Source organism: Nocardioides sp. SLBN-35, assembly GCF_006715725.1.
Taxonomy (GTDB): Bacteria; Actinomycetota; Actinomycetes; order Propionibacteriales; family Nocardioidaceae; genus Nocardioides.
Genome location: NZ_VFNU01000001.1, coordinates 3,035,418 through 3,054,700, shown reverse-complemented (window position 1 = coordinate 3,054,700; position 19,283 = coordinate 3,035,418). Strand labels below are relative to the sequence as shown.

Genomic DNA, 19,283 nt, shown 5'->3' with positions numbered 1-19,283 from the left:
TCGTAAGAGATCCACCGTGAGGAGCAACTGATGCCGTTCTGCACCGCCTGTGGTCGGCAGAACCCCGATGACGCCCGCTTCTGCTCGCAGTGCGGGACCCGCCTCGTCGCGCCCGAGCCGGCGCCCGTGAGCGATGCCACCGCGACCATCCAGTTCGGCGGTGGCGCGACCGGCACCGCCGGCGTCGAGACCTCCGACCGTGCGCTGAGCCCCGTCGACGCCGCGGCCGTCGACGCGCTGCCGGTCGGCCATGCCCTGCTGGTCGTCCAGAAGGGGCCGGGCTCGGGAAGCCGGTTCCTGCTCGACGCCGACGAGGTCAGCGCCGGGCGGCACCCGGAGAGCGGGATCTTCCTCGACGACGTCACCGTCTCGCGTCGCCACGCCGTGTTCCGTCGTGACGGAGACACGTTCACCGTGGAGGACGCCGGCAGCCTCAACGGCACCTACGTCAACCGCGACCGGATCGAGAAGGTCCAGCTCAAGGACAGCGACGAGGTCCAGGTCGGCAAGTACCGCCTGGTCTTCTTCGCGGGCCACGAGAGCGTCTGAGGGCGGTCGCAGGATGACTGCTGCCGTCGCTCGGGGGGAGCGGGAGCCACGGCTCAACATCGGCCAGGTCCTCGACCGGCTGCGCGCCGACTTCGAGGACATCAGCATCCCCAAGATCCGATTCCTCGAGTCCGAGGGGCTGGTGAAGCCGGAGCGCACGCCGGCCGGCTACCGGAAGTTCTCCGAGGCCGACATCGAGCGGCTGCGCTACATCCTGCGGATGCAGCGCGACCACTACCTGCCGCTCAAGGTGATCGGCGAGCACCTCGACGCGCTCGACCGGGGCCTGACGCCACCCGAGCCCGAGCCGGTCGTGCCCACGGTGCCGACCGTCGCTCTCGGCGCCGACGGGCTGCCGGCGCCCGAGTCGTTCCGCCGTACCGACCGGTTGCGGCTCTCGCGCAAGGAGCTGATCAAGGTGGCCGAGATCGACGAGGACCTCCTCGGACAGCTCGAGTCGTTCGCGCTGATCAGCCCCTCGCCGACCGGCCACTACGACACCGACGCGCTGGTGATCGCGCAGACCGCGCACGAGCTCGCCGACTACGGCATCGAGCCGCGCCACCTGCGCGCCTTCCGCACCGCGGCCGACCGGGAGGTCGGCCTCATCCAGCAGGTCGTGACGCCCCGCAAGGGCCGCGACGCCGGTGCGAGCGCGCGCGCGGAGGAGGCGGTCAGCGAGATCGCCGCTCTCTCGGTGCGCCTCCACGCGACCCTGGTCAAGGCCGGACTGCGCCGCATCTGAGCCCTCCCGGACGGCTCGGGCCGACGCAGTAGGCTGGAGGCATGCGCGAGGTCGACGTGATGGGTGTCCGGGTGGAGATGCCCTCCAACCAGCCGATCGTCCTGCTCCGAGAGGTCACCGGCGAGCGCTACCTGCCGATCTGGATCGGTGCCGTCGAGGCCACCGCGATCGCCTTCGCCCAGCAGGGGGTCGTCCCGCCACGGCCGCTGACCCATGACCTGATGCGCGACGTGCTCACCGCGACCGGCAACGAGCTGAGCGAGGTGCGGATCACCGACGTGCGCGAGGGCGTCTTCTACGCGACCTTGGTCTTCGCCTCCGGCGTGGAGGTCAGCGCGCGTCCCTCCGACTCGATCGCGCTCGCGCTGCGCACCGGTACGACGATCTTCTGCTCCGAAGAGGTCCTCGCCGAGGCCGGGCTCGCGGCCCCCGCCGAGGAGGAGGACGAGGTCGAGGCCTTCCGCGAGTTCCTCGACCACGTCTCGCCCGAGGACTTCGGCGCCGAGGGCTGAGGCGGCTGTCAGCCTCAGGCTGAGGTTGAGGGTTTTCGGCGACACGCCCAGCCATGTCTTTGACCGGCCCGACACCGCGGTCGTACCGTGAGGGAGTCGAAATGACAGCAGTGCAATCCCCCTTGCCTGAAGCGCCGCGACCTGGAGGTTCCGTGAACGAGCAGCAGCCCGAGAAGGTCGGTCAGGACGTGACCGCGGCGACTGCTGCCGCGCAGGAACAGGGGCTCCTGTTCACCGACGATGTCTCGCCGCTGCCCAGCGACCTCGGCTACCGCGGCCCGACCGCGTGCAACGCCGCCGGCATCACCTACCGCCAGCTCGACTACTGGGCCCGCACCGGCCTGATCGAGCCCAGCGTGCGCGGCGCCAAGGGCTCCGGCTCGCAGCGTCTCTACAGCTTCCGCGACATCTTGATCCTCAAGATCATCAAGCGACTCCTCGACGCCGGAATCTCGCTGCAGAACATCCGCACCGCGGTCAGCCACCTGCGCGAGCGCGGTACCGACGATCTCACCCAGGTCACCTTGATGAGCGACGGCGCATCGGTCTACGAGTGCACCAGCAACGACGAGGTCATCGACCTGCTGCAGGGTGGCCAGGGCGTCTTCGGCATCGCGATCGGCGGCGTGTGGCGCGAGATCGAGGGCACGCTGGCCGAGCTCCCGAGCGAGCACGCCAACGAGTCGGAGCAGTCGGCTCCGGTCGCCGGCGACGAGCTGGCCGCTCGCCGCGCGGCGCGCAACGTCGGCTGAACAGGTCGCAGACCTGTAGGCTGTACCTGCTGTTGATGCTGCACGGGAGAGTCAGGCCCCGTGCCTGCGCCGAAGGGGCAATCCCTCCCCGGAACCTCTCAGGCGCCAGGACCGTGTGGAGCAGGCAACTCTGAAGGCGCAGTGACGCGCCGACAGAGGGGGAGGGCTCGATTCATCTCATCGACCCGACCCGAGGAGCACGCCTGCTCATGAGCGCACCCTTCGTCAACCGTCACATCGGCCCGGACGAGGCCCAGGTCGAGACCATGCTCGACCGTCTCGGCCACACCTCGCTCGACGCCCTGATGGACGCCGCCGTCCCGAAGTCCATCCGCGCCACCGACCCGCTCGGCCTGCCGGCCGGAGTCGACGAGGAGACGGCCGCCGCCGAGCTCCGCGCCCTCGCCGGGGCCAACGTCCCGGGCGAGTCGATGATCGGCCTCGGCTACCACGCCACGGTCACCCCGGCCGTCATCCGGCGCAACGTGCTCGAGGACCCGAGCTGGTACACCGCCTACACGCCGTACCAGCCGGAGATCTCGCAGGGCCGTCTCGAGGCGCTGATCAACTTCCAGACCATGGTCGCCGACCTGGCCGGCCTCCACACCGCCGGCTCGTCGCTGCTGGACGAGGGCACGGCCGCGGCCGAGGCGGTCGCCCTGGCCCACCGCGCCAACCGCAAGGCGGCCGGTCCGTTCGTCATCGACGCCGACGCGCTGCCGCAGACGATCGACGTCGTCGCCACCCGATGCGAGGGCCTCGGCATCGAGATCCTCGTCGCCGACCTGACCGACGGGCTGCCCGAGGGCCCCGTCTCCGGCGTGCTCGTCCAGTACCCCGGCGCGTCGGGCCGTGTGCCCGACCTCAAGCCCGTCATCGACGCGGTCCACGAGCACGGCGGCCTGGCCGTCGTCGCCGCCGACCTGCTCGCGCTGACCCTGCTCGAGGCGCCGGGCGCGCTCGGTGCCGACGTCGTCGTCGGCTCGGCCCAGCGCTTCGGCGTCCCGCTGTTCTACGGCGGTCCGCACGCCGGCTTCATGGCCGTGCGCGAGGGCCTCGAGCGCCAGCTGCCCGGTCGTCTCGTCGGCGTCTCCGTCGACGCCGAGGGGCACCTGGCGTACCGCCTCGCGCTGCAGACCCGCGAGCAGCACATCCGCCGCGACAAGGCGACCTCCAACATCTGCACCGCCCAGGTGCTGCTCGCCGTCACGGCCGGCATGTACGCCGTCTACCACGGCCCGGACGGGCTGCGGGCGATCGCCGGCGACATCCACGGCCTGGCCCGTCGCGCTGCCGCCTCTCTCCGGGCGGCTGGCATCGAGGTCGTCAACGAGACCTTCTTCGACACCCTCAACGTCCGGGTCCCCGGCCGCGCCGAGGCCGTCGTGTCCGCAGCCCGTGAGGCGTCGGTCCACCTGCGCCTGGTCGACGCCGACACCGTCGGCATCTCGTTCGGCGAGACCGCCCGCGAGGCCACGCTGGTCGCCGTCCTCGACGCCTTCGGCGTCACCGAGGTGTCGGCCGAGGGCGACGCCGGCCTGCCCGAGGAGCTCGAGCGCACCACCGAGTTCCTCAGCCACCCGGTGTTCAACACCCACCACAACGAGACCTCGATGCTGCGCTACCTCGCGCGGCTCTCGAACCGGGACTACGCGCTCGACCGCGGCATGATCCCGCTCGGCTCGTGCACGATGAAGCTCAACGCGACCACCGAGATGGAGCCCATCTCTCTGGCCGGCTTCGCCAACCTGCACCCGTTCGTACCGGCCGCCGATGCCGACGGCTACCGCCGGCTGATCGACCAGCTCGAGGGCTGGCTCGCCGAGGTCACCGGCTACGACCGGGTCTCGATCCAGCCCAACGCGGGTGCCCAGGGCGAGTACGCCGGCATGCTGGCGATCCGCAACTACCACCGGGCCAACGGCCAGGGCCAGCGCGACGTCTGCCTGATCCCGTCCTCCGCCCACGGCACCAACCCGGCCTCGGCGGTGATGGCCGGCATGAAGGTGGTCGTGGTCAAGGCCAACGACGACGGCACCGTCGACCTCGCCGACCTGCGCGCCAAGTGCGAGCAGCACTCCGAGACCCTCGCCGCGATCATGGTGACCTACCCCTCGACGCACGGCGTCTACGAGGAGACCATCACCGAGCTGTGCGACCTGGTGCACGAGCACGGCGGTCAGGTCTACATCGACGGCGCGAACTTCAATGCCCTGCTCGGCTACGCCGCGCCCGGCAAGTTCGGCGGCGACGTCTCGCACCTCAACCTGCACAAGACGTTCTGCATCCCGCACGGCGGCGGTGGCCCGGGCGTCGGCCCGGTCGCGGTGCGCGCCCACCTGGCGCCGTACCTGCCCACCCACCCACTGCACCCCGACGCCGCCCGGCGCGAGGGCACCGGCGCGATCAGCGCGGCGCCGTTCGGCTCGGCCGGCATCCTGCCGATCTCGTGGGCCTACATCCGGATGATGGGCGGCGAGGGTCTGACCCGCGCCACCGCCGTCGCGGTGCTCTCGGCCAACTACGTCGCGGCCCGCCTCGGCGAGCACTTCCCGGTGCTCTACCGCGGCGAGTCCGGCCTGGTCGCCCACGAGTGCATCCTCGACCTGCGCCCGATCACCGCCGAGACCGGTGTGTCCGTCGACGACGTCGCCAAGCGGCTCATCGACTACGGCTTCCACGCGCCGACCATGTCGTTCCCGGTCGCCGGCACCCTCATGGTGGAGCCGACCGAGTCCGAGGACCTCGCCGAGCTGGACCGGTTCTGCGACGCGATGATCGCGATCAAGGACGAGATCGACAAGGTCGGCTCGGGGGAGTGGTCGGTCGACGACTCGCCGCTGCATCACGCGCCCCACACCGCCCGCACGCTCGTCGGCGACTGGGACCGCGCCTACTCGCGGGAGGTCGCGGTCTTCCCGGCCGGCATCTCGCCCGACAAGTACTGGCCGCCGGTCGCCCGCATCGACCAGGCCTACGGTGACCGCAACCTGGTCTGCGCGTGCCCGCCGCTGGAGGCCTACGCCGAGTCGGACGCGTGAGCGCGCTCCTCGATACCACCGCAGCAGCCGCCCTCCGCCAGGTCGCCACGGCCCAGGCGGAGGGGAGGTTGCCGTCGGTGGCGGCCGGTGTCGTCCGCGACGGCGAGCTGGCCTGGTCCGCGGGGCGGGGGCGGCACGTGCGCCGCGACAGCGACGCCCGCCCGGACAGCGACACCCAGTACAAGATCGGCTCGGTCACCAAGACCATGACCGCCGCGTTGATCCTGCTGGCCCGTCAGCGCGGTCAGCTCGCGCTCGACGACCGGGTCGGGAGGTTCTGGCCCGAGGGCCCCTTCGGCGAGGCCACGCTCCGCTCCCTGCTCACCCATTCCAGCGGGATCACCGCCGAGCCCCACGGCTCCTGGTGGGAGCGGAGCGACGGTGGTGACCTGGTGGCGCTCGCGGCGGCCCACCAGGGGGCGGGCACCACGCTCGAGCCCGGCGCGCAGATGCACTACTCCAACCTCGGTTACGGCCTACTGGGAGCGGTCGTCGACCGGGTCTGGGGCGTGTCGTGGTGGGAGGCCCTCCAAGCCGAGATCCTCGGCCCGCTCGCCATGTCGCGCACGACGTACCAGTGGGTCGAGCCCGCCGCCGAGGGCTTCGCCGTCGACGCCCTCACGGGCGAGGCGATCCCGGACCGGCTTCCCGACACCGGAGCGATGGCTCCGGCCGGCCAGCTGTGGAGCACGGTCGGCGACCTCGCCACCTGGCTGACCGCCCTGGTCGACCCGGACCGCTCGGTGCTCGACGCCGCGACGTTGCGTGCGATGGCGACACCCCAGCACGGCGACCCCGACGACCGGTCCGGCCAGTCGTGGGGGCTGGGGATCGAGATCGCCCGCTCGCGCGGTCGCAAGCTGGTGGGTCATGCCGGTTCCATGCCGGGGTTCTGCTGCGGCGCGATGATCGACAGCGCATCGGGCGTGGGCGCGATCGTGCTCACCAATGGCGCCTACGGCCTCGGTGCCGCGACCAGCGAGCTGGTGCACCTCGTGCTCGATCAGGAGCCGCCGCTGCCCGAGGAGTGGACGCCCACCACGGCGCCGGTCCCCACCGCGGTTCGCGAGCTGCTCGGCACCTGGCACTGGGGCCACGCCCCGACCGTGCTGCGCTGGGACGGCACCGAGCTCACCGCCGGTCCGCCGCAGGGTCCGGGCCGCGAGATGGCCTTCGCCCCGGTGGGCGACGGCACCTTCCGGGGGACCAGCGGATACCTCGCCGGGGAGCTCCTGCGCCCGCACCGCCGCGCCGACGGCGCGATCGGGCACATCGAGTGCGCGACGTTCATCTGGACGCGGACGCCGTACGACCCGCAGGCGCCCATCCCGGGGGGTACCGCACCGCAGTCGTGACCGGAGGGGGCATGATGCTCCCGTGAACGAGAACACGTTCCAGTTCGCCTGGTTCCAGCAGTCCACTGCCGGCTTCGACCCGCTGCCGCTCGCGCAGAGCCTGTGGCGCGACGACCAGATGCATGGCGTCGCGGTCAGCGGCCTGCTCGCCCGCGCACTCGAGCGGGCCGCCGCCGAGGCCGGCCGGACCGGTCTGGTGCCCGCGCGCTACCACGTCGACCTGTTCCGCCCCGCCCGGATGATCACGACCACCGCGTCGGCCACCATCGTGCGCGAAGGGCCGCGCCTGGTGCTCCTGGACGCCGTCGTCGAGCAGGAGGGCGAGGTCGTCGCCCGCGCCGGCGCCACCTTCCTCGCCCCGTCGGCCGACGCCGCCGGCGAGGTCTGGGCCGCGGCCGGGGAGCGGCCCGTCCCGCCGCCCGCCGAGAGCCTGCCCACCCCCGGTGAGCATCACGTGCCGTGGTTCGCCAGTGCGTCCGCGTGGTCCGACAACTTCGGCGACCACCAGAACGCCGGTCGCCACCAGACCTGGCAGACCGCAGTCCCGATCGTGTACGGCGAGGATTGCACGCCGTTCCAGGCGGTCGCCTCGATCGCCGACGCGACCAGCATGGTCACCAACTGGGGCAGCCGCGGCGTCGAGCACATCAACACCGACATCGACCTCGCCCTGTGCCGGCTGCCCGACAGCGTCCGCCTCGGGCTGCGAGCCACCGACCACGTCTCCAGCGACGGCATCGCCGTCGGTACGGCGGAGGTCTTCGACGCCACCGGCGTCCTCGGTACCGCGACCGTCACCTCGCTGGCCAACACCCGTCGTACGGTCGACCTGTCGGGCGGGGTCGAGCCGCGCGGCGCGGTCTGATCAACCAGCCTGGGTGTCGTCGACGACCTCGGCGTCCACCGCGAGGTCGAAGTCGAACGTGAGCTCCTCGCGGTCGAGGTCGGCCAGCGCGGAGAACTCGCTCGAGGTGAGCGCCTTGGGCGTCTCCTCGATCTCGGTGGGCGCGGGGATGGTGGCCACCGGGTCGGCCGCGTTGAGCTTGCGGGCGGCGGGCAGGACGGAGCGCTCGAGGGAGCCGGTGAAGTTGTTGTAGTCCTTCACGCTGCGCTGGATGGAGCGCCCGAGCTTGTCGACGTGCTCGGAGAGCTTGAGGATGCGGCGGTAGAGGACCTGGCCGAGCTCGAACAGCACCTGGGCGTCCTCGGTGAGCGCCTCCTGCTTCCAGGTGAAGGCGACCGTCTTGAGCATGCCCCACAGGTTGGTGGGGGTGGCGAGCACGATGCCCTGCTTGAAGGCGTGCTCCATCAGCGACGGGTCGACCTCGAGGGCGGTGTTGAGGAGCTGCTCGTTGGGGATGAACGCGACGGTGAACTCGGGGCTGATCGCCAGGCCGGTCCAGTACCCCTTATGGGCGAGGGTGTCGACGTGGCCACGGACCTTGCGGGCGTGGTCCTCGAGCAGCCGCTGGCGCGCCTCGGGCTCGAGGCCCTCGCGCTGGGCGTCCATGAACGCGTTGTAGGGCACCTTGGCGTCGATCGCCATCTGCTTGCCGCCGGGCAGGTTGATGACCATGTCGGGGCGCCGGGCCCCGGAGTCGGCCTCGACGGAGTGCTGCAGCTCGAAGTCGACCCGGTTGAGCAGTCCGGCGGTCTCGACCAGGGTGCGCAGCTGGGTCTCGCCCCAGGCGCCGCGGACGGCGTTGTTCTTCAGGACCGAGGCGAGGGTGTCGGCGGCCTTGCGGGAGTCCTCGACCGAGCGCTGGGTGTGCTGGATCTGGGTGGCGAGCTCGGTGTGCTGGCGCACCCGGGCCTTCTCGAGCTCGTCGACCTTCTGCTGCATGGAGCGCAGGTGCTCGACGACCGGGGTGAGGGTCTTGAGGACCTGGGTCTGGCCGGACTCGCCGCGCTCGCGCTCCTGCTGGGCCTGGCGCTGCTGCTCGACCAGGGTGCGATAGCGGGCGCGGGCGTCGTCGACGGCGTCACGCAGCTCGTCGACGGTCGCCAGGGCGCCGGTGAGCTCGGCCTGCACCGCGGCCCGGGCCGCGGCCTCCTCGGCACGGGCCTCGGCGGCGGCGGACTCACCCTGGAGCCGGACCCGCTCGATCTCGTGGCGCAGCTCGCCCAGGGCGGCCTCGTGACGCGCCGCGACGACCTCCGGCGCCTCACCCGGCGCGACCTCGGGGACGGTCGGCAGGGTGGACTGGCGCACCATCCAGCCGACCCCTGCACCGAGCAGAAGACCGACGAGGAGAGCGAGGAGGATGGCCATGGGAGCAGTCAAACAGCAGGGCCCGACAGAACCCCTCGGGGCACGCCGGGCACGGCCGGATCAGGCGTAGCGGACCGTCCGCTCGCCCTTGGTCCAGCCGTAGACCCCGAGCCCGCCGGCCTCGGCCAGCCGGACCGACAGCCCGGTCGGGGCGCCGACCGCGACGAGTGCGCCGATGCCGCTCGCGACCGCCTTCTGGACCAGCTCGAACCCGGCCCGCCCACTCACGACGAGCACCGCCTCGGCCGACGGCGCGCCGGCCAGGATCCGCGCGCCGACGACCTTGTCGACGGCGTTGTGGCGCCCCACGTCCTCGCGTACGGCGACCAGGGTGCCGTCCGCGGCGAAGAGCCCTGCCGCGTGCGCGCTGCCGGTGCGCTCGAAGAGCTGCTGGTGGGGTCGCATCAGGTCGGGCAGCCTGCGCACGAGCTCGGGGGAGGGGAGCGCGCCCGACCACGGCAGCGACGGCCGCCGGGCGATCACCTCGTCGACCTCGTCGGTGCCGCACACCCCGCACGCGGCCGAGCCCGCGCTGAGCGCGTCGAGCTGGCTCGGCACCCGTGGCGGGGCCTGCCCGAGGGTGACGGTGACGACGTTGAACTCCTGCTCGGGGCGCAGCTCCACGTCCGTGCAGTAGGCGACGCCGGACGGGAGCCCGAGGCCCTCGTGGTGCACCCACCCCGCAGCCAGCTCGAAGTCGTTGCCGGGCGTGCGCAGCGTCGTCCACACCCGTCGCGCCGGGGCGCCCGGCCAGGCCAGCCGGATCTCTAGCGGCTCCTCGGTCAGGACCCGGTCCTCGTGGCGACGTACGTCGTCGCCGCGGTGCTCCTCGACCCGCAGCCGGGTCGTCGGCCCCGGCCGGCGCGCCTTCACCCCGGTCACAGCACGGCCCGGCGCCGGCGCAGCTCGTCGAGCCGGTCGGTCAACCGCCGCCGTACGGCGCCCGGCAGGTCCTGCTCCAGCGCTGCGGTGGCCGCGGCCTCGGTCGCGTCGTCGAGGTGCGTGATCGGGAAGTAGGCCTCGACGACGTCGCCCTGCACCCAGCCCTGGTGGGCGCCGATGATGGTGGCGAGCTGCTCGAAGTACGCGACAGCGAAGGGTGCCGTGATGTCGCGCTGCCCGGCCTGCCACAGGCCGTTGCCGGCCGCCTTGACCTCGTAGTTGGGCACCGAGACCTCGCCGGTGGCGCGGGCCCAGGCGAACTCCTTGCCCTCGACGCTCGGCAGCGAGGAGACCGCCCGCGCGTGGTGCACGGTCGCCGCACCGCTGCGCTCGGCCTCGAGCGCGGCGTCGAGGGCCGCGCGGTCGGTGGCGCCGAGCTCGGCGAGCCGGCGACGGGCCTTCCAGCGCAGGTCGCTGTCGGCCACGATCCCCTCGGGCAGGCCCTCGCCGGCGGCCCACCGCTCGAGCTCGCCGGCGTCGGAACCGGACAGCACCGTCGCCCGGAAGGCCGACAGCTGCAGCTCGGAGCCGGCCTCGGCGCTGTCGGCCGCCCGGCGTACGGCGGCGTGGAACCGCTGTGTCGTACCCGCGGGCGCGATCGGCAGCACCGTCTCCAGCACCCACGGCAGCAGGTTGCGATGGCCGTCGGAGGTGTCCTCGACGGGCGGCGCGGTGGCCAGCAGCTCGGCCACCTGCGTGGGGGTGATCGCGCCCTCGAACATGCCCAGCCGGACGCTGTTCCACATGGTCGCGCGCAGCTGGGGGTCGGTCATCGCAGGCGCCAGGGCCGGCAGCGCCGCCATTGTCAGCGCGTCGGGCGGGCTGACCGCCCACGTCGTCTCGGTGGCGTCGAGCAGGACGGGTGCGTCGCCGACGTCGAGCGGCGTGGCCGGGCCGTCGGCCACGAACGGGCGCTGCGTCCAGCCGTCCGGCCCGTGGGTGGCGACGACGAGGTCGTGGCGGCGGTCGGCGGGATGGGCCGCGGGCGACGTACGGCGGACCACGCCGGCCGCGCGATCGAGGTCGAGCCGGTCCGCGCCGGGGGTGAGGAGCCAGTCCTTGACGAAGCCGTCGAGGCTGGCGCCCCCGGCGGCCCGCTCCCAGCTCGCGAACAGGTCGTGCATGGTCGCGTTGCCGAACCGGTGCAGCTCGAAGTGGTCGCGCACGCCGCCGAGGAAGGCGTCGTCACCGAGCCGGCGCGCGAGCTGGCGCAGGACGTTCGAGCCGCGCGCGTAGGAGATGCCGTCGAAGTTCTGCAGCGCCGACAGCGCGTCGGGCGCGGCGTTGCCGGCGACCGGGTGCGTCGTGGGGCGCTGGTCGGCCGTGATGCCCCACGTGCGACGGGCGTAGGAGTCGTGCAGCGGGCCGTCGGCGTACTCCGTGGCGTCGGTGATGACCCGCAGCCCCATGTACTCGGCGAAGGACTCGTTGAGCCACAGGTCGTCCCACCACTTCGGCGTCACGATGTTGCCGAACCACTGGTGGGCCATCTCGTGGGCGATGATGTTGGCGCGGAAGCTGCGGTCGGCACGCGTGCTCGCACCCTCGAACAGCAGCGGATCACGCAGCGTGATGCAGCCGGGGTTCTCCATGGCGCCGGCGTTGAACTCGGGCACGAACGCCTGGTGGTAGTCGCCGAAGGGGTAGCGGACGCCGAACAGCCGGTGCAGCTCGTCGAACGACTGCCGGGTCAGCGTGAGCAGCTCCTCGGCCTCGCGGTCGAGGGTCGCGGCGAGGCTCTGCCGCGAGCTGAGGCCGAGCGGGATGCCGTCGTGCACGTCGCTGATCAGGTGGTACGGCCCGGCGACCACGGTGACGAAGTACGTCGCCAGCGGCTGCGTGGGCCCGAGCGTCCACTGCTTCGTGGCGCCGTCCCGACCGGTCTCGACGGCCGGGGCGTTGCCGCGCACCAGCCAGTCCGCCGGCGCGGTGACCCGCATCGAGTAGGGCGCCTTGAGGTCGGGCTGGTCGAAGCACGCGAAGATCGAGGGCGCCGCGTCCATGAAGGACATCCCGTAGATGTACGCCCTGCCGTCGACGGGGTCGACCGAGCGGTGCAGGCCCTCGCCGTCGTTGCGGAAGGCCATCGTCGCCTCGACGACCAGCTCGTGCTCGTCGGCAGTGAGGTCGAGGGTGATCCTGCCGTCGGCCAGGTCGTCGACGTCGAGCGGCCGGCCGTCGAGCCGGACGGCGTGCAGCGCCCGCGGCTTCACGTCCACGAACGTCGCCGCGCGCTCGCTGCGGAACCGGATAGTGGTCACCGAGCGGAAGGTCTCCTCGCCCAGCGACAGGTCCAGCTCGACGTCGTACGACGACACGGTGAGCACGCTCGCGCGGTGCTCGGCTTCGGCGCGGGTGAGGCTCATCCGGCCAGCCTAGAACTCGCCCGGATGGGGCGTGGATGCGGTGTGGATGTGGGAGGGTTCGGGCCATGCGCGCGTGGACCCAGGTACCGCCCCAGCACGGCCGGCGGTACGTCATCACCGGTTCGAACGGCGGTCTGGGCCTGGAGACCGCTCGGATCCTGGGCTCCCGCGGCGCCGAGATCGTGATGGCCTGCCGCAGCGTGGAGAAGGGCACGGCAGCAGCCCGGACCGTGCCCGGCCACGACAAGGGGCGCGTCGAGGTGCGCCAGGTCGACGTGAGCTCGCTCGACTCGGTGCGCCTGTTCGCCGCAGGCCTGGCGGACGAGGGCCGGCCGGTCGACGTACTCGTCAACAACGCGGGCGTGCTCGGCGTACCTCACGCCGTCACTCCCGAGGGCGTCGAGATGCACTTCGCGACCAACTACCTGGGCCACTTCCTGCTCACCCAGCTGCTGCTCCCGCTGCTCTGCGACCGCGTCGTCGTGATCAGCTCCCGCGAGCACCGGTCCGGCCGGATCGACCTCGACGACCTCGGGTGGCAGCGCCGTCCCTACCGCCCCTTCCAGGCGTACGGCGACTCCAAGCTCGCCGACCTGCTCTTCATGCGCGAGCTGGACCGCCGGTTCCGCTCCGAGCGGATGCCCCTGCGCGCCGCCGCCGCCCATCCCGGCGCCTCCGCCACCGCCATCACCAGCGGCTCCGGCCACCCGGTCGTCACCGCGATCGGGCACTACGGACAGAAGCTGGTCGGCATGCCCGCCTGGCGCGGCGCCCTGTGCACCGTCTACGCCGCCACCATGCCCGTCGACGGCGGCACCTACATCGGCCCCCACGGGCGCACCGAGCTGTGGGGCTGGCCCGCGCCGGCCCGCATGTCGAGCAAGGCCGACGACGAGATGCTCGCTCGGGCGCTGTGGGACCGGTCGGTCGAGCTGACCGGTCTCTGACCGGCGGGCCCGCTTGCGCCGGCCTGCCATCGTGGGAACAGTCCGGACCGAAGGATGTGGATGCATGAGCGTTCGAGCCGATGCGGACCTGCAGGCCCTGGATCGCTGGTGGCGAGCCGCGAACTATGTCAGCGTCGGGCAGATCTACCTGCTCGACAACCCACTGCTCCGTCGTCCGCTCGAGTCGGACGACATCAAGGCGAGGCTGCTCGGCCACTGGGGCACGACGCCAGGCCTGAACCTCGTGTGGACTCACCTGAACAGGTTGATCCGCGAACGCGACGTGAACGCGATCGTGCTCGCCGGCCCGGGCCACGGGGGCCCGGCGGCAGTCGCCAACGCCTGGCTGGAGGGCACCTACTCAGAGACCTATCCCGCCATCGGACAGGACGAGGAGGGCCTGCGGCGCCTCTTCCGGCAGTTCTCCTTCCCGGGCGGCATTCCCAGTCACGTGGCGCCCGAGACACCCGGCTCGATCCACGAGGGCGGGGAGCTGGGCTATGTCCTGTCCCACGCCTATGGCGCAGTGCTGGACAACCCCGATCTCCTCGCGGTGGCCGTCGTGGGCGACGGCGAGTTCGAGACAGGCCCCTTGGCGGCATCGTGGCACTCGAACAAGTTCCTCGACCCGGTCGGCGACGGCGCGGTCCTGCCGGTGCTCCACCTCAACGGCTACAAGATCGCCAATCCGACCGTTCCTGCCCGCATCCAGCGCGCGGAGCTCGAGTCGCTGCTGCGCGGCTACGGCCACGAGGTGCTGACCGTGGAGGGCGACGAGCCCTTCGACGTACATCGCCAGATGGTCGCCGCGATGGACGCGGCCCATGACCGGATCCGCGAGATCCAGCGACTGGCCCGCGAGGAGGGCGACCTCGCCCGACGCCCGTGGCCGTTGATCCTGATGGTCACACCGAAGGGGTGGACGGGTCCGGGCGTCGTGGACGGTCAGCAGGTGGAAGGCACGTGGCGCGCGCACCAGGTGCCGCTGTCGAGCACGCGTGAGGACGAGGGCCACCGGTGGCAGCTCGAGCAGTGGATGCGCTCCTACCGTCCGGAGGAGCTCTTCGACGACCAGGGGCAGCCCGTCGCCGACGTCCTGGCGCTCGCGCCCCGCGGCCCCCGCCGGACCAGCGCGAACCCGCACGCCAACGGCGGCACCCTGCGCCGGCCTCTCGACCTGCCGCCCGCGGCCGCGTGTGCAGTGCCGGTCAGCGCTCCCGGTGCCTCGGTCCACGAGCCCACCCGCGTCCTGGGGCGCTACCTCGCGGAGGTCGTGCGCCGCAACGCCCGCGACTTCCGTGTGGTCGGCCCCGACGAGACCGCCTCCAACCGCCTCGACGCCATCTACGAGGTCACCGACAAGGTCTTCGCCGGCGAGATCCGGACCACCGACGAGCACCTGGCGACCAGCGGTCGTGTGATGGAGATCCTCTCCGAGCACACCTGCCAAGGCTGGCTCGAGGGCTACCTGCTCACCGGCCGGCATGGCCTGTTCAGCTGCTACGAGGCGTTCATCCACCTGGTGGACTCGATGCTCAACCAGCACGCGAAATGGCTCAAGGTCACCCGGACACTCGAGTGGAGGGAGCCCATCGCCTCGCTCAACTACCTGCTCACCTCGCACGTCTGGAGGCAGGACCACAACGGGTTCTCCCACCAGGATCCCGGGTTCATCGACCACGTGGTGAACAAGAAGGCGGAGGTGGTCCGCGTCTACCTCCCGCCGGACGCCAACACGCTGCTGGCGACCATGCGGCACTGCTTGGCGAGCACCGACTACGTCAACGTCGTGGTGGCGGGAAAGCAACCCACCTTCGACTGGCTCGGCCCCGAACAGGCGGACCTGCACTGCGCTCGCGGCCTGGGCATCTGGGAGTGGGCCTCGACGGGTGCGCCGGAGCCCGACGTCGTCCTCGCCGCTGCCGGCGACGTGCCCACCCACGAGGCCCTGGCGGCCGCCGCCCTCCTGCGCCAGCACCTGCCCGACCTCAGCGTGCGCTTCGTCAACGTCGTCGACCTGATGCGCCTCCAGGACGACCGCGAGCACCCCCACGGACTCACCGGCGCCGCCTTCGACGCGGTCTTCACGGCGGACAAGCCGGTGATCTTCGCCTACCACGGCTATCCCTGGTTGATCCACCGCCTGACCTATCGCCGCACCAACCACGACAACATCCACGTTCGCGGCTACCGGGAGGAGGGGACGACGACCACGCCGTTCGACATGCTCATGATGAACGACCTGGACCGCTACCACCTGGTGATGGACGTGATCGACCGGGTGCCCGGGCTCGGCCAGCGAGCGGCGGGGGTCCGGCAGCTGATGGAGGACACCCGACGCCGGGCCCGGGCGTGGACACGCGAGCACGGCGTGGACCTTCCGGAGGTCGAGCAGTGGCGGTGGACAGCACCTGCTGCCGACCCTTCGACGGCGAACCTGTCAGTGCCCGAGTAGGTCCACGACCTTCAGGCCGATCGCCAGCTCCTCATCGGTCGGCATCACGACCACCGCCACCCGCGAGGTCAGCGCGCTGATCAGGGCAGGTCCGCCTCCCGCCGCGGCGTTGCGCTCGCCGTCGACCTCGATGCCCAGCCGGTCCAGCCGAGCCAGGGCATCGGCCCGTACCCGCGGCACGTTCTCGCCCACGCCGCCCGTGAACACGACGACGTCGGCTCCGTCGAGCACAGCCAGGTAGGAGCCGACGTACTTGCGGACCCGGTGGCAGTAGACGTCGTACGCCCGCGCTGCCTGACGGTCGCCGGCCGCCATCGCGGCGACGAGATCGCGGAAGTCGCTCAAGCCGGCCAGGCCCTGGAGTCCGCTCCGGTGGTGCAGCAGGTCTTCGAGACGGTCGACGCCGAACCCCGGCAGACGCAGCAGGTGGAGCAGGATCCCCGGATCGAGGTCGCCGCCCCTGGTGCCCATGACCAGGCCCTCGAGTGGTGTCAGTCCCATGCTGGTGTCCTGGGGACGGCCCCCGCGGAGAGCCGCTGCCGACGATCCGTTGCCCAGGTGCAGGGTGATCAGGCTGAGCTCGGTGAGATCACGGCCGAGGAGAACCGCGGCGCGTCGGGCGACGTACTCGTGGCTGATGCCGTGCATGCCGTACCTGCGGATCCCTTGGGCCTCGGTCACCTGCCGGTCGAGCGCATAGGTGGCGGCCGCGTCGGGGAGGTCGGCGAAGAAGGCGGTGTCGAAGACGGCGACCTGTGCGAGGTGCGGGTACCTCCTCCGGGTGTGCCTGATGCCCTCGACCGCCGGGGGATTGTGCAGCGGCGCCAGGTCGCTCAGCGCCTCCAGCCTCTCGACCGCCCTGTCGTCGATCAGGACCGGTTCGCGGAGATCGCCACCGTGGACCACGCGGTGGCCGATCGCGGTGAGCTGGTCGGCCAGCCCGGCCTGGTCCACTGCTGCGATGACGCGGTCGAACGCGGAGCTCCACGGACCGTGCCGGTGCTCGATAGTTCCTCGCAGCATCCGCTCACCCGCGGAAGGGCGTAGGACCTGGTACTTCAGCGACGACGAGCCGGCGTTGAGGACGAGAACGGCATCGGCTCGGCTCATCCTCTCAGCGTAGGTGTCCGCTCGGCACGGCAACGGACGCACGTACTGACCGTTCTGGTGCGGGGTCAGGCGGGTGTCTACGCGCCGACGTCGTACCGCACGTCATACCGCGCGGGGTAGACCTCACCGACCAGTGTGCCGTCGGTGGTGCGCAGCGGTTCGACCACGGTCGTGCCGTACCGGGTCACGACGCGGAGTAGGCCGTGCGGGGTCTGCCATCGGTAGGCGCCGAGGCCGAGCTGGCGGGTGCGGTAGGGGAGGTGGGTCTTGGCCCGGTGGTGTCGTCGGGTGAGGGGGGGGGCGTCGTTGAGGTCGCCGGTCTGGCCGGGTGGCCCGTCCTTGTCGTAGGGCGTGACGTGGTCGTGGTCCAGGCGGCGGGTGCGGGAGGCGGAGTGGGGGAAGACGTCGCCGCCGGTGCGGAGCTGGGTGCGCTCCTTGCAGGCCGTGGGGTGCTCGTAGGCGTCGACGGCGGTGCCGGAGTTGAGGTCGATGACCGGGTGCAGGTCGATGGAGCGGTGGCGTACCAGGGCGGCGATCTGCTCGAGGAGCATCGGTCCCAGGTCCTCCACGCGGGCGACACCGGTGGCGAGACCGGCGAGGACGGCGGCGTCGATGTGGACGTAGACGGTGGCCCTGCGCGGGGCCCGAGTGGTCGTCGGCGCGGGAGGTGTCTCGGGCTCCCGGAGCCCCTCGAGGAAGCGGACGGCGGCATGGGGGTCGGCGAGCAGCTCGACCGCGCGGGCTCGGAGCTGGTCCATGGTCGCGACGTCGTCCTCGTCGTCGGGGACGTGGTGGTCGGCCAGGGCCTGCGCGAGCTCCTCGACGCTGGTGGTGAACTCGAGGGCGCCCGCGTTGGGGAGCCTGAGGGTGATGCGGGCCTCTTCGGCGGCGATCCGGTCGCGGTGGGCCTGCGGGTCGGCTTCGATGATGCGGGCCTCGGCGAGCTCGATCAGCTTGCCCGGCGTCAGGTCGCAGGCCGCGGCGAGGGAGATGTCGACGATCTCGACCGCGGCGCGGGTGAGGTTGCGGGAGAGGTCGGTGATCCTGCGGGCGACCCACACCTCGACGTCGAGGCGCTGGACCCGCTCCCACAGGCGGGGGAGGCGGTGGCGCAGGTCGAGTGCCGCGGCTGCGCGGTGGGAGGTGGCGATCCATCCGGCGTTGCTGGCGACGGCGAACTCGGCCATGCAGAGCTCGGAGGTCTGCGGCGTGCCCTCGCCGCCCAGGCGCACGAGGCGGTCGCCGCCGAACCGCACTGGTACGGCGCCCGGTTGGGACTGCGGGTCGAGCGAGTGCAGGTCGCACCAGGCCAGGAGCCGCAGCAGCGCGTCGACCTCCAACTGCCTCCTGTGGCGCACGCCGGCCTCCTCGGCAGCGAGCAGCTCCGCTGCGCCGGCGTCGACGGTGGGTGCCATACGAGTATGGCAGTCGAACTGGTGTTCGATCTCAAGCGGATGGTGTGTTGGTGCGCGTCCTGCTCTGAGACGAGCTCCGCTCGGTCCGTAGCGACCTACCCGACGTCGATGCTCTCGAACGTCACCGGCGTGTTCGGCCGCCCACCACCGCTCTGTGCCCAGTACCCGTCGTTCCCGCTCGCGGTCGCCTTCTTCACCAGCTCCAACGACGCCGCGTCGAGGTGACCCCAGACGGTGTAGTCGGGCGGGAACTCGGAGTCGCCGAAGACGATGAAGAACTGGCCGCCGCCCGAATGGGGCCGGCCGGTGTTGGCCATGGCGAGGGTGCCGGCGGGGTAGGTCTCCGAGCCGTCGACCTCGTCGGGGATGGTGTAGCCCGGGTTGCCGGTGCCGGTCTTGGGGTCGGCGTCGGCGGCGGTCGGGTCGAAGTACGGGTCGCCGCACTGGAGGAACTCGAAGCCGGGGTCGTTGCCCTGGCGGTGGCACGAGGTGTTGTCGTAGTAGGCCTGCTCGGCGAGCGAGGAGAAGGACGCGACGGTGCAGGGAGCCTGGTCGGCATCGAGGGTCACCTTGAGCTCGCCGATCGAGGTCGTGAGCACGGCGGGTACGTCGCCGCTGAGGCCGGTCGTCTTCGCGGGGAGGTCGACGTCGCGGGCGGCGTCGCCGGTCTGCGTCCAGTCGCACGACGTCGCCTCCGGCTTCTCGTCGTCGCCGCACGCGGCGAGCAGGGGAGACAGGGACGTGACGACCAGCAGGGCCGGGATGCCGGCGACGAGGCGAGAGCGCATGCCGCGCATCGTACGCAGCGAGCGGCCGGAGCCG

Annotated in this window: 15 protein-coding genes and 1 riboswitch; of the genes, 9 read left to right on the top strand and 6 right to left on the bottom strand. The window is 71.9% G+C overall.

Translation table 11 applies throughout. The annotated features are described in order from the left end of the window. The first annotated feature begins 30 nt into the window (after nt 1-30). From FBY23_RS14855 to FBY23_RS14825, 7 genes are all read left to right on the top strand, one after another. Nucleotides 31-549: an FHA domain-containing protein gene (locus FBY23_RS14855; RefSeq protein ID WP_141798848.1), complete on the top strand. Its 519-nt coding sequence runs from the start codon at nt 31-33 to the stop codon at nt 547-549. Nucleotides 550-562: 13 nt separating this feature from the next. After that, nucleotides 563-1,294: a MerR family transcriptional regulator gene (locus FBY23_RS14850; RefSeq protein WP_141798847.1), complete on the top strand. Its 732-nt coding sequence runs from the start codon at nt 563-565 to the stop codon at nt 1,292-1,294. A 41-nt stretch (nt 1,295-1,335) separates the two neighbouring features. Then, a complete protein-coding gene (locus FBY23_RS14845; RefSeq protein WP_141798846.1) occupies nt 1,336-1,806 on the top strand; it encodes a bifunctional nuclease family protein in 471 nt (156 codons plus the stop codon). Nucleotides 1,807-1,859: 53 nt separating this feature from the next. Beyond that, nucleotides 1,860-2,558 carry a MerR family transcriptional regulator gene (locus FBY23_RS14840; RefSeq protein ID WP_396954497.1) on the top strand — a complete coding sequence of 233 codons (699 nt, stop codon included), beginning with the start codon at nt 1,860-1,862 and terminating at the stop codon, nt 2,556-2,558. Between the two features lie 33 nt (nt 2,559-2,591). After that, a riboswitch (glycine riboswitch) is annotated at nt 2,592-2,682 on the top strand. An 85-nt stretch (nt 2,683-2,767) separates the two neighbouring features. Further along, entirely contained in the window at nt 2,768-5,599 is a 2,832-nt protein-coding gene (gene gcvP / locus FBY23_RS14835) for an aminomethyl-transferring glycine dehydrogenase (RefSeq protein WP_141798844.1), read from the top strand. Continuing rightward, nucleotides 5,596-6,954 carry a serine hydrolase gene (locus FBY23_RS26705; RefSeq protein ID WP_160158245.1) on the top strand — a complete coding sequence of 453 codons (1,359 nt, stop codon included), beginning with the start codon at nt 5,596-5,598 and terminating at the stop codon, nt 6,952-6,954. The genes gcvP and FBY23_RS26705 overlap by 4 nt, the downstream gene beginning before the upstream one ends. A gap of 22 nt (nt 6,955-6,976) precedes the next feature. Next, nucleotides 6,977-7,819, top strand: a complete 843-nt coding sequence (locus FBY23_RS14825; protein WP_260805976.1) for a thioesterase family protein — start codon at nt 6,977-6,979, stop codon at nt 7,817-7,819. Here FBY23_RS14825 and FBY23_RS14820 read toward each other — a convergent pair whose 3' ends face one another. Genes FBY23_RS14820 through pepN form a run of 3 tightly spaced genes read right to left on the bottom strand, consistent with a single transcriptional unit; the run spans nt 7,820 to nt 12,534 of the window. Beyond that, a complete protein-coding gene (locus FBY23_RS14820; RefSeq protein WP_222117830.1) occupies nt 7,820-9,226 on the bottom strand; it encodes a DNA recombination protein RmuC in 1,407 nt (468 codons plus the stop codon). 60 nt (nt 9,227-9,286) lie between these two features. After that, nucleotides 9,287-10,108, bottom strand: a complete 822-nt coding sequence (locus FBY23_RS14815) for a formate dehydrogenase accessory sulfurtransferase FdhD (RefSeq protein WP_260805975.1) — start codon at nt 10,106-10,108, stop codon at nt 9,287-9,289. Beyond that, nucleotides 10,105-12,534 (bottom strand): aminopeptidase N, encoded by a 2,430-nt coding sequence (gene pepN / locus FBY23_RS14810; RefSeq protein WP_141798841.1) that lies wholly within the window; start codon nt 12,532-12,534, stop codon nt 10,105-10,107. Before pepN ends, FBY23_RS14815 begins: the two co-directional genes overlap by 4 nt. A gap of 65 nt (nt 12,535-12,599) precedes the next feature. Here pepN and FBY23_RS14805 point away from each other — a divergent pair, with 65 nt between their 5' ends. Further along, a complete protein-coding gene (locus tag FBY23_RS14805) occupies nt 12,600-13,481 on the top strand; it encodes an oxidoreductase (RefSeq protein WP_141798840.1) in 882 nt (293 codons plus the stop codon). 64 nt (nt 13,482-13,545) lie between these two features. Continuing rightward, nucleotides 13,546-15,936, top strand: coding sequence for a phosphoketolase (locus FBY23_RS14800; protein ID WP_141798839.1), 2,391 nt, complete (start codon nt 13,546-13,548; stop codon nt 15,934-15,936). Here the strand turns inward: FBY23_RS14800 and FBY23_RS14795 are convergent. The 3 genes from FBY23_RS14795 to FBY23_RS14785 all read right to left on the bottom strand — a co-directional run bounded on the left by FBY23_RS14795 (nt 15,922) and on the right by FBY23_RS14785 (nt 19,249). Further along, the gene (locus FBY23_RS14795) at nt 15,922-17,046 is read right to left on the bottom strand and encodes an acetate/propionate family kinase (protein ID WP_141798838.1); all 1,125 of its coding nucleotides are present in this window, start codon (nt 17,044-17,046) and stop codon (nt 15,922-15,924) included. The genes FBY23_RS14800 and FBY23_RS14795 overlap by 15 nt on opposite strands. A gap of 77 nt (nt 17,047-17,123) precedes the next feature. Next, nucleotides 17,124-18,461: a hypothetical protein gene (locus tag FBY23_RS14790; RefSeq protein ID WP_141798837.1), complete on the bottom strand. Its 1,338-nt coding sequence runs from the start codon at nt 18,459-18,461 to the stop codon at nt 17,124-17,126. A 95-nt stretch (nt 18,462-18,556) separates the two neighbouring features. Continuing rightward, nucleotides 18,557-19,249, bottom strand: a complete 693-nt coding sequence (locus FBY23_RS14785; RefSeq protein ID WP_222117829.1) for a peptidylprolyl isomerase — start codon at nt 19,247-19,249, stop codon at nt 18,557-18,559. Between the last annotated feature and the right edge of the window lie 34 nt (nt 19,250-19,283).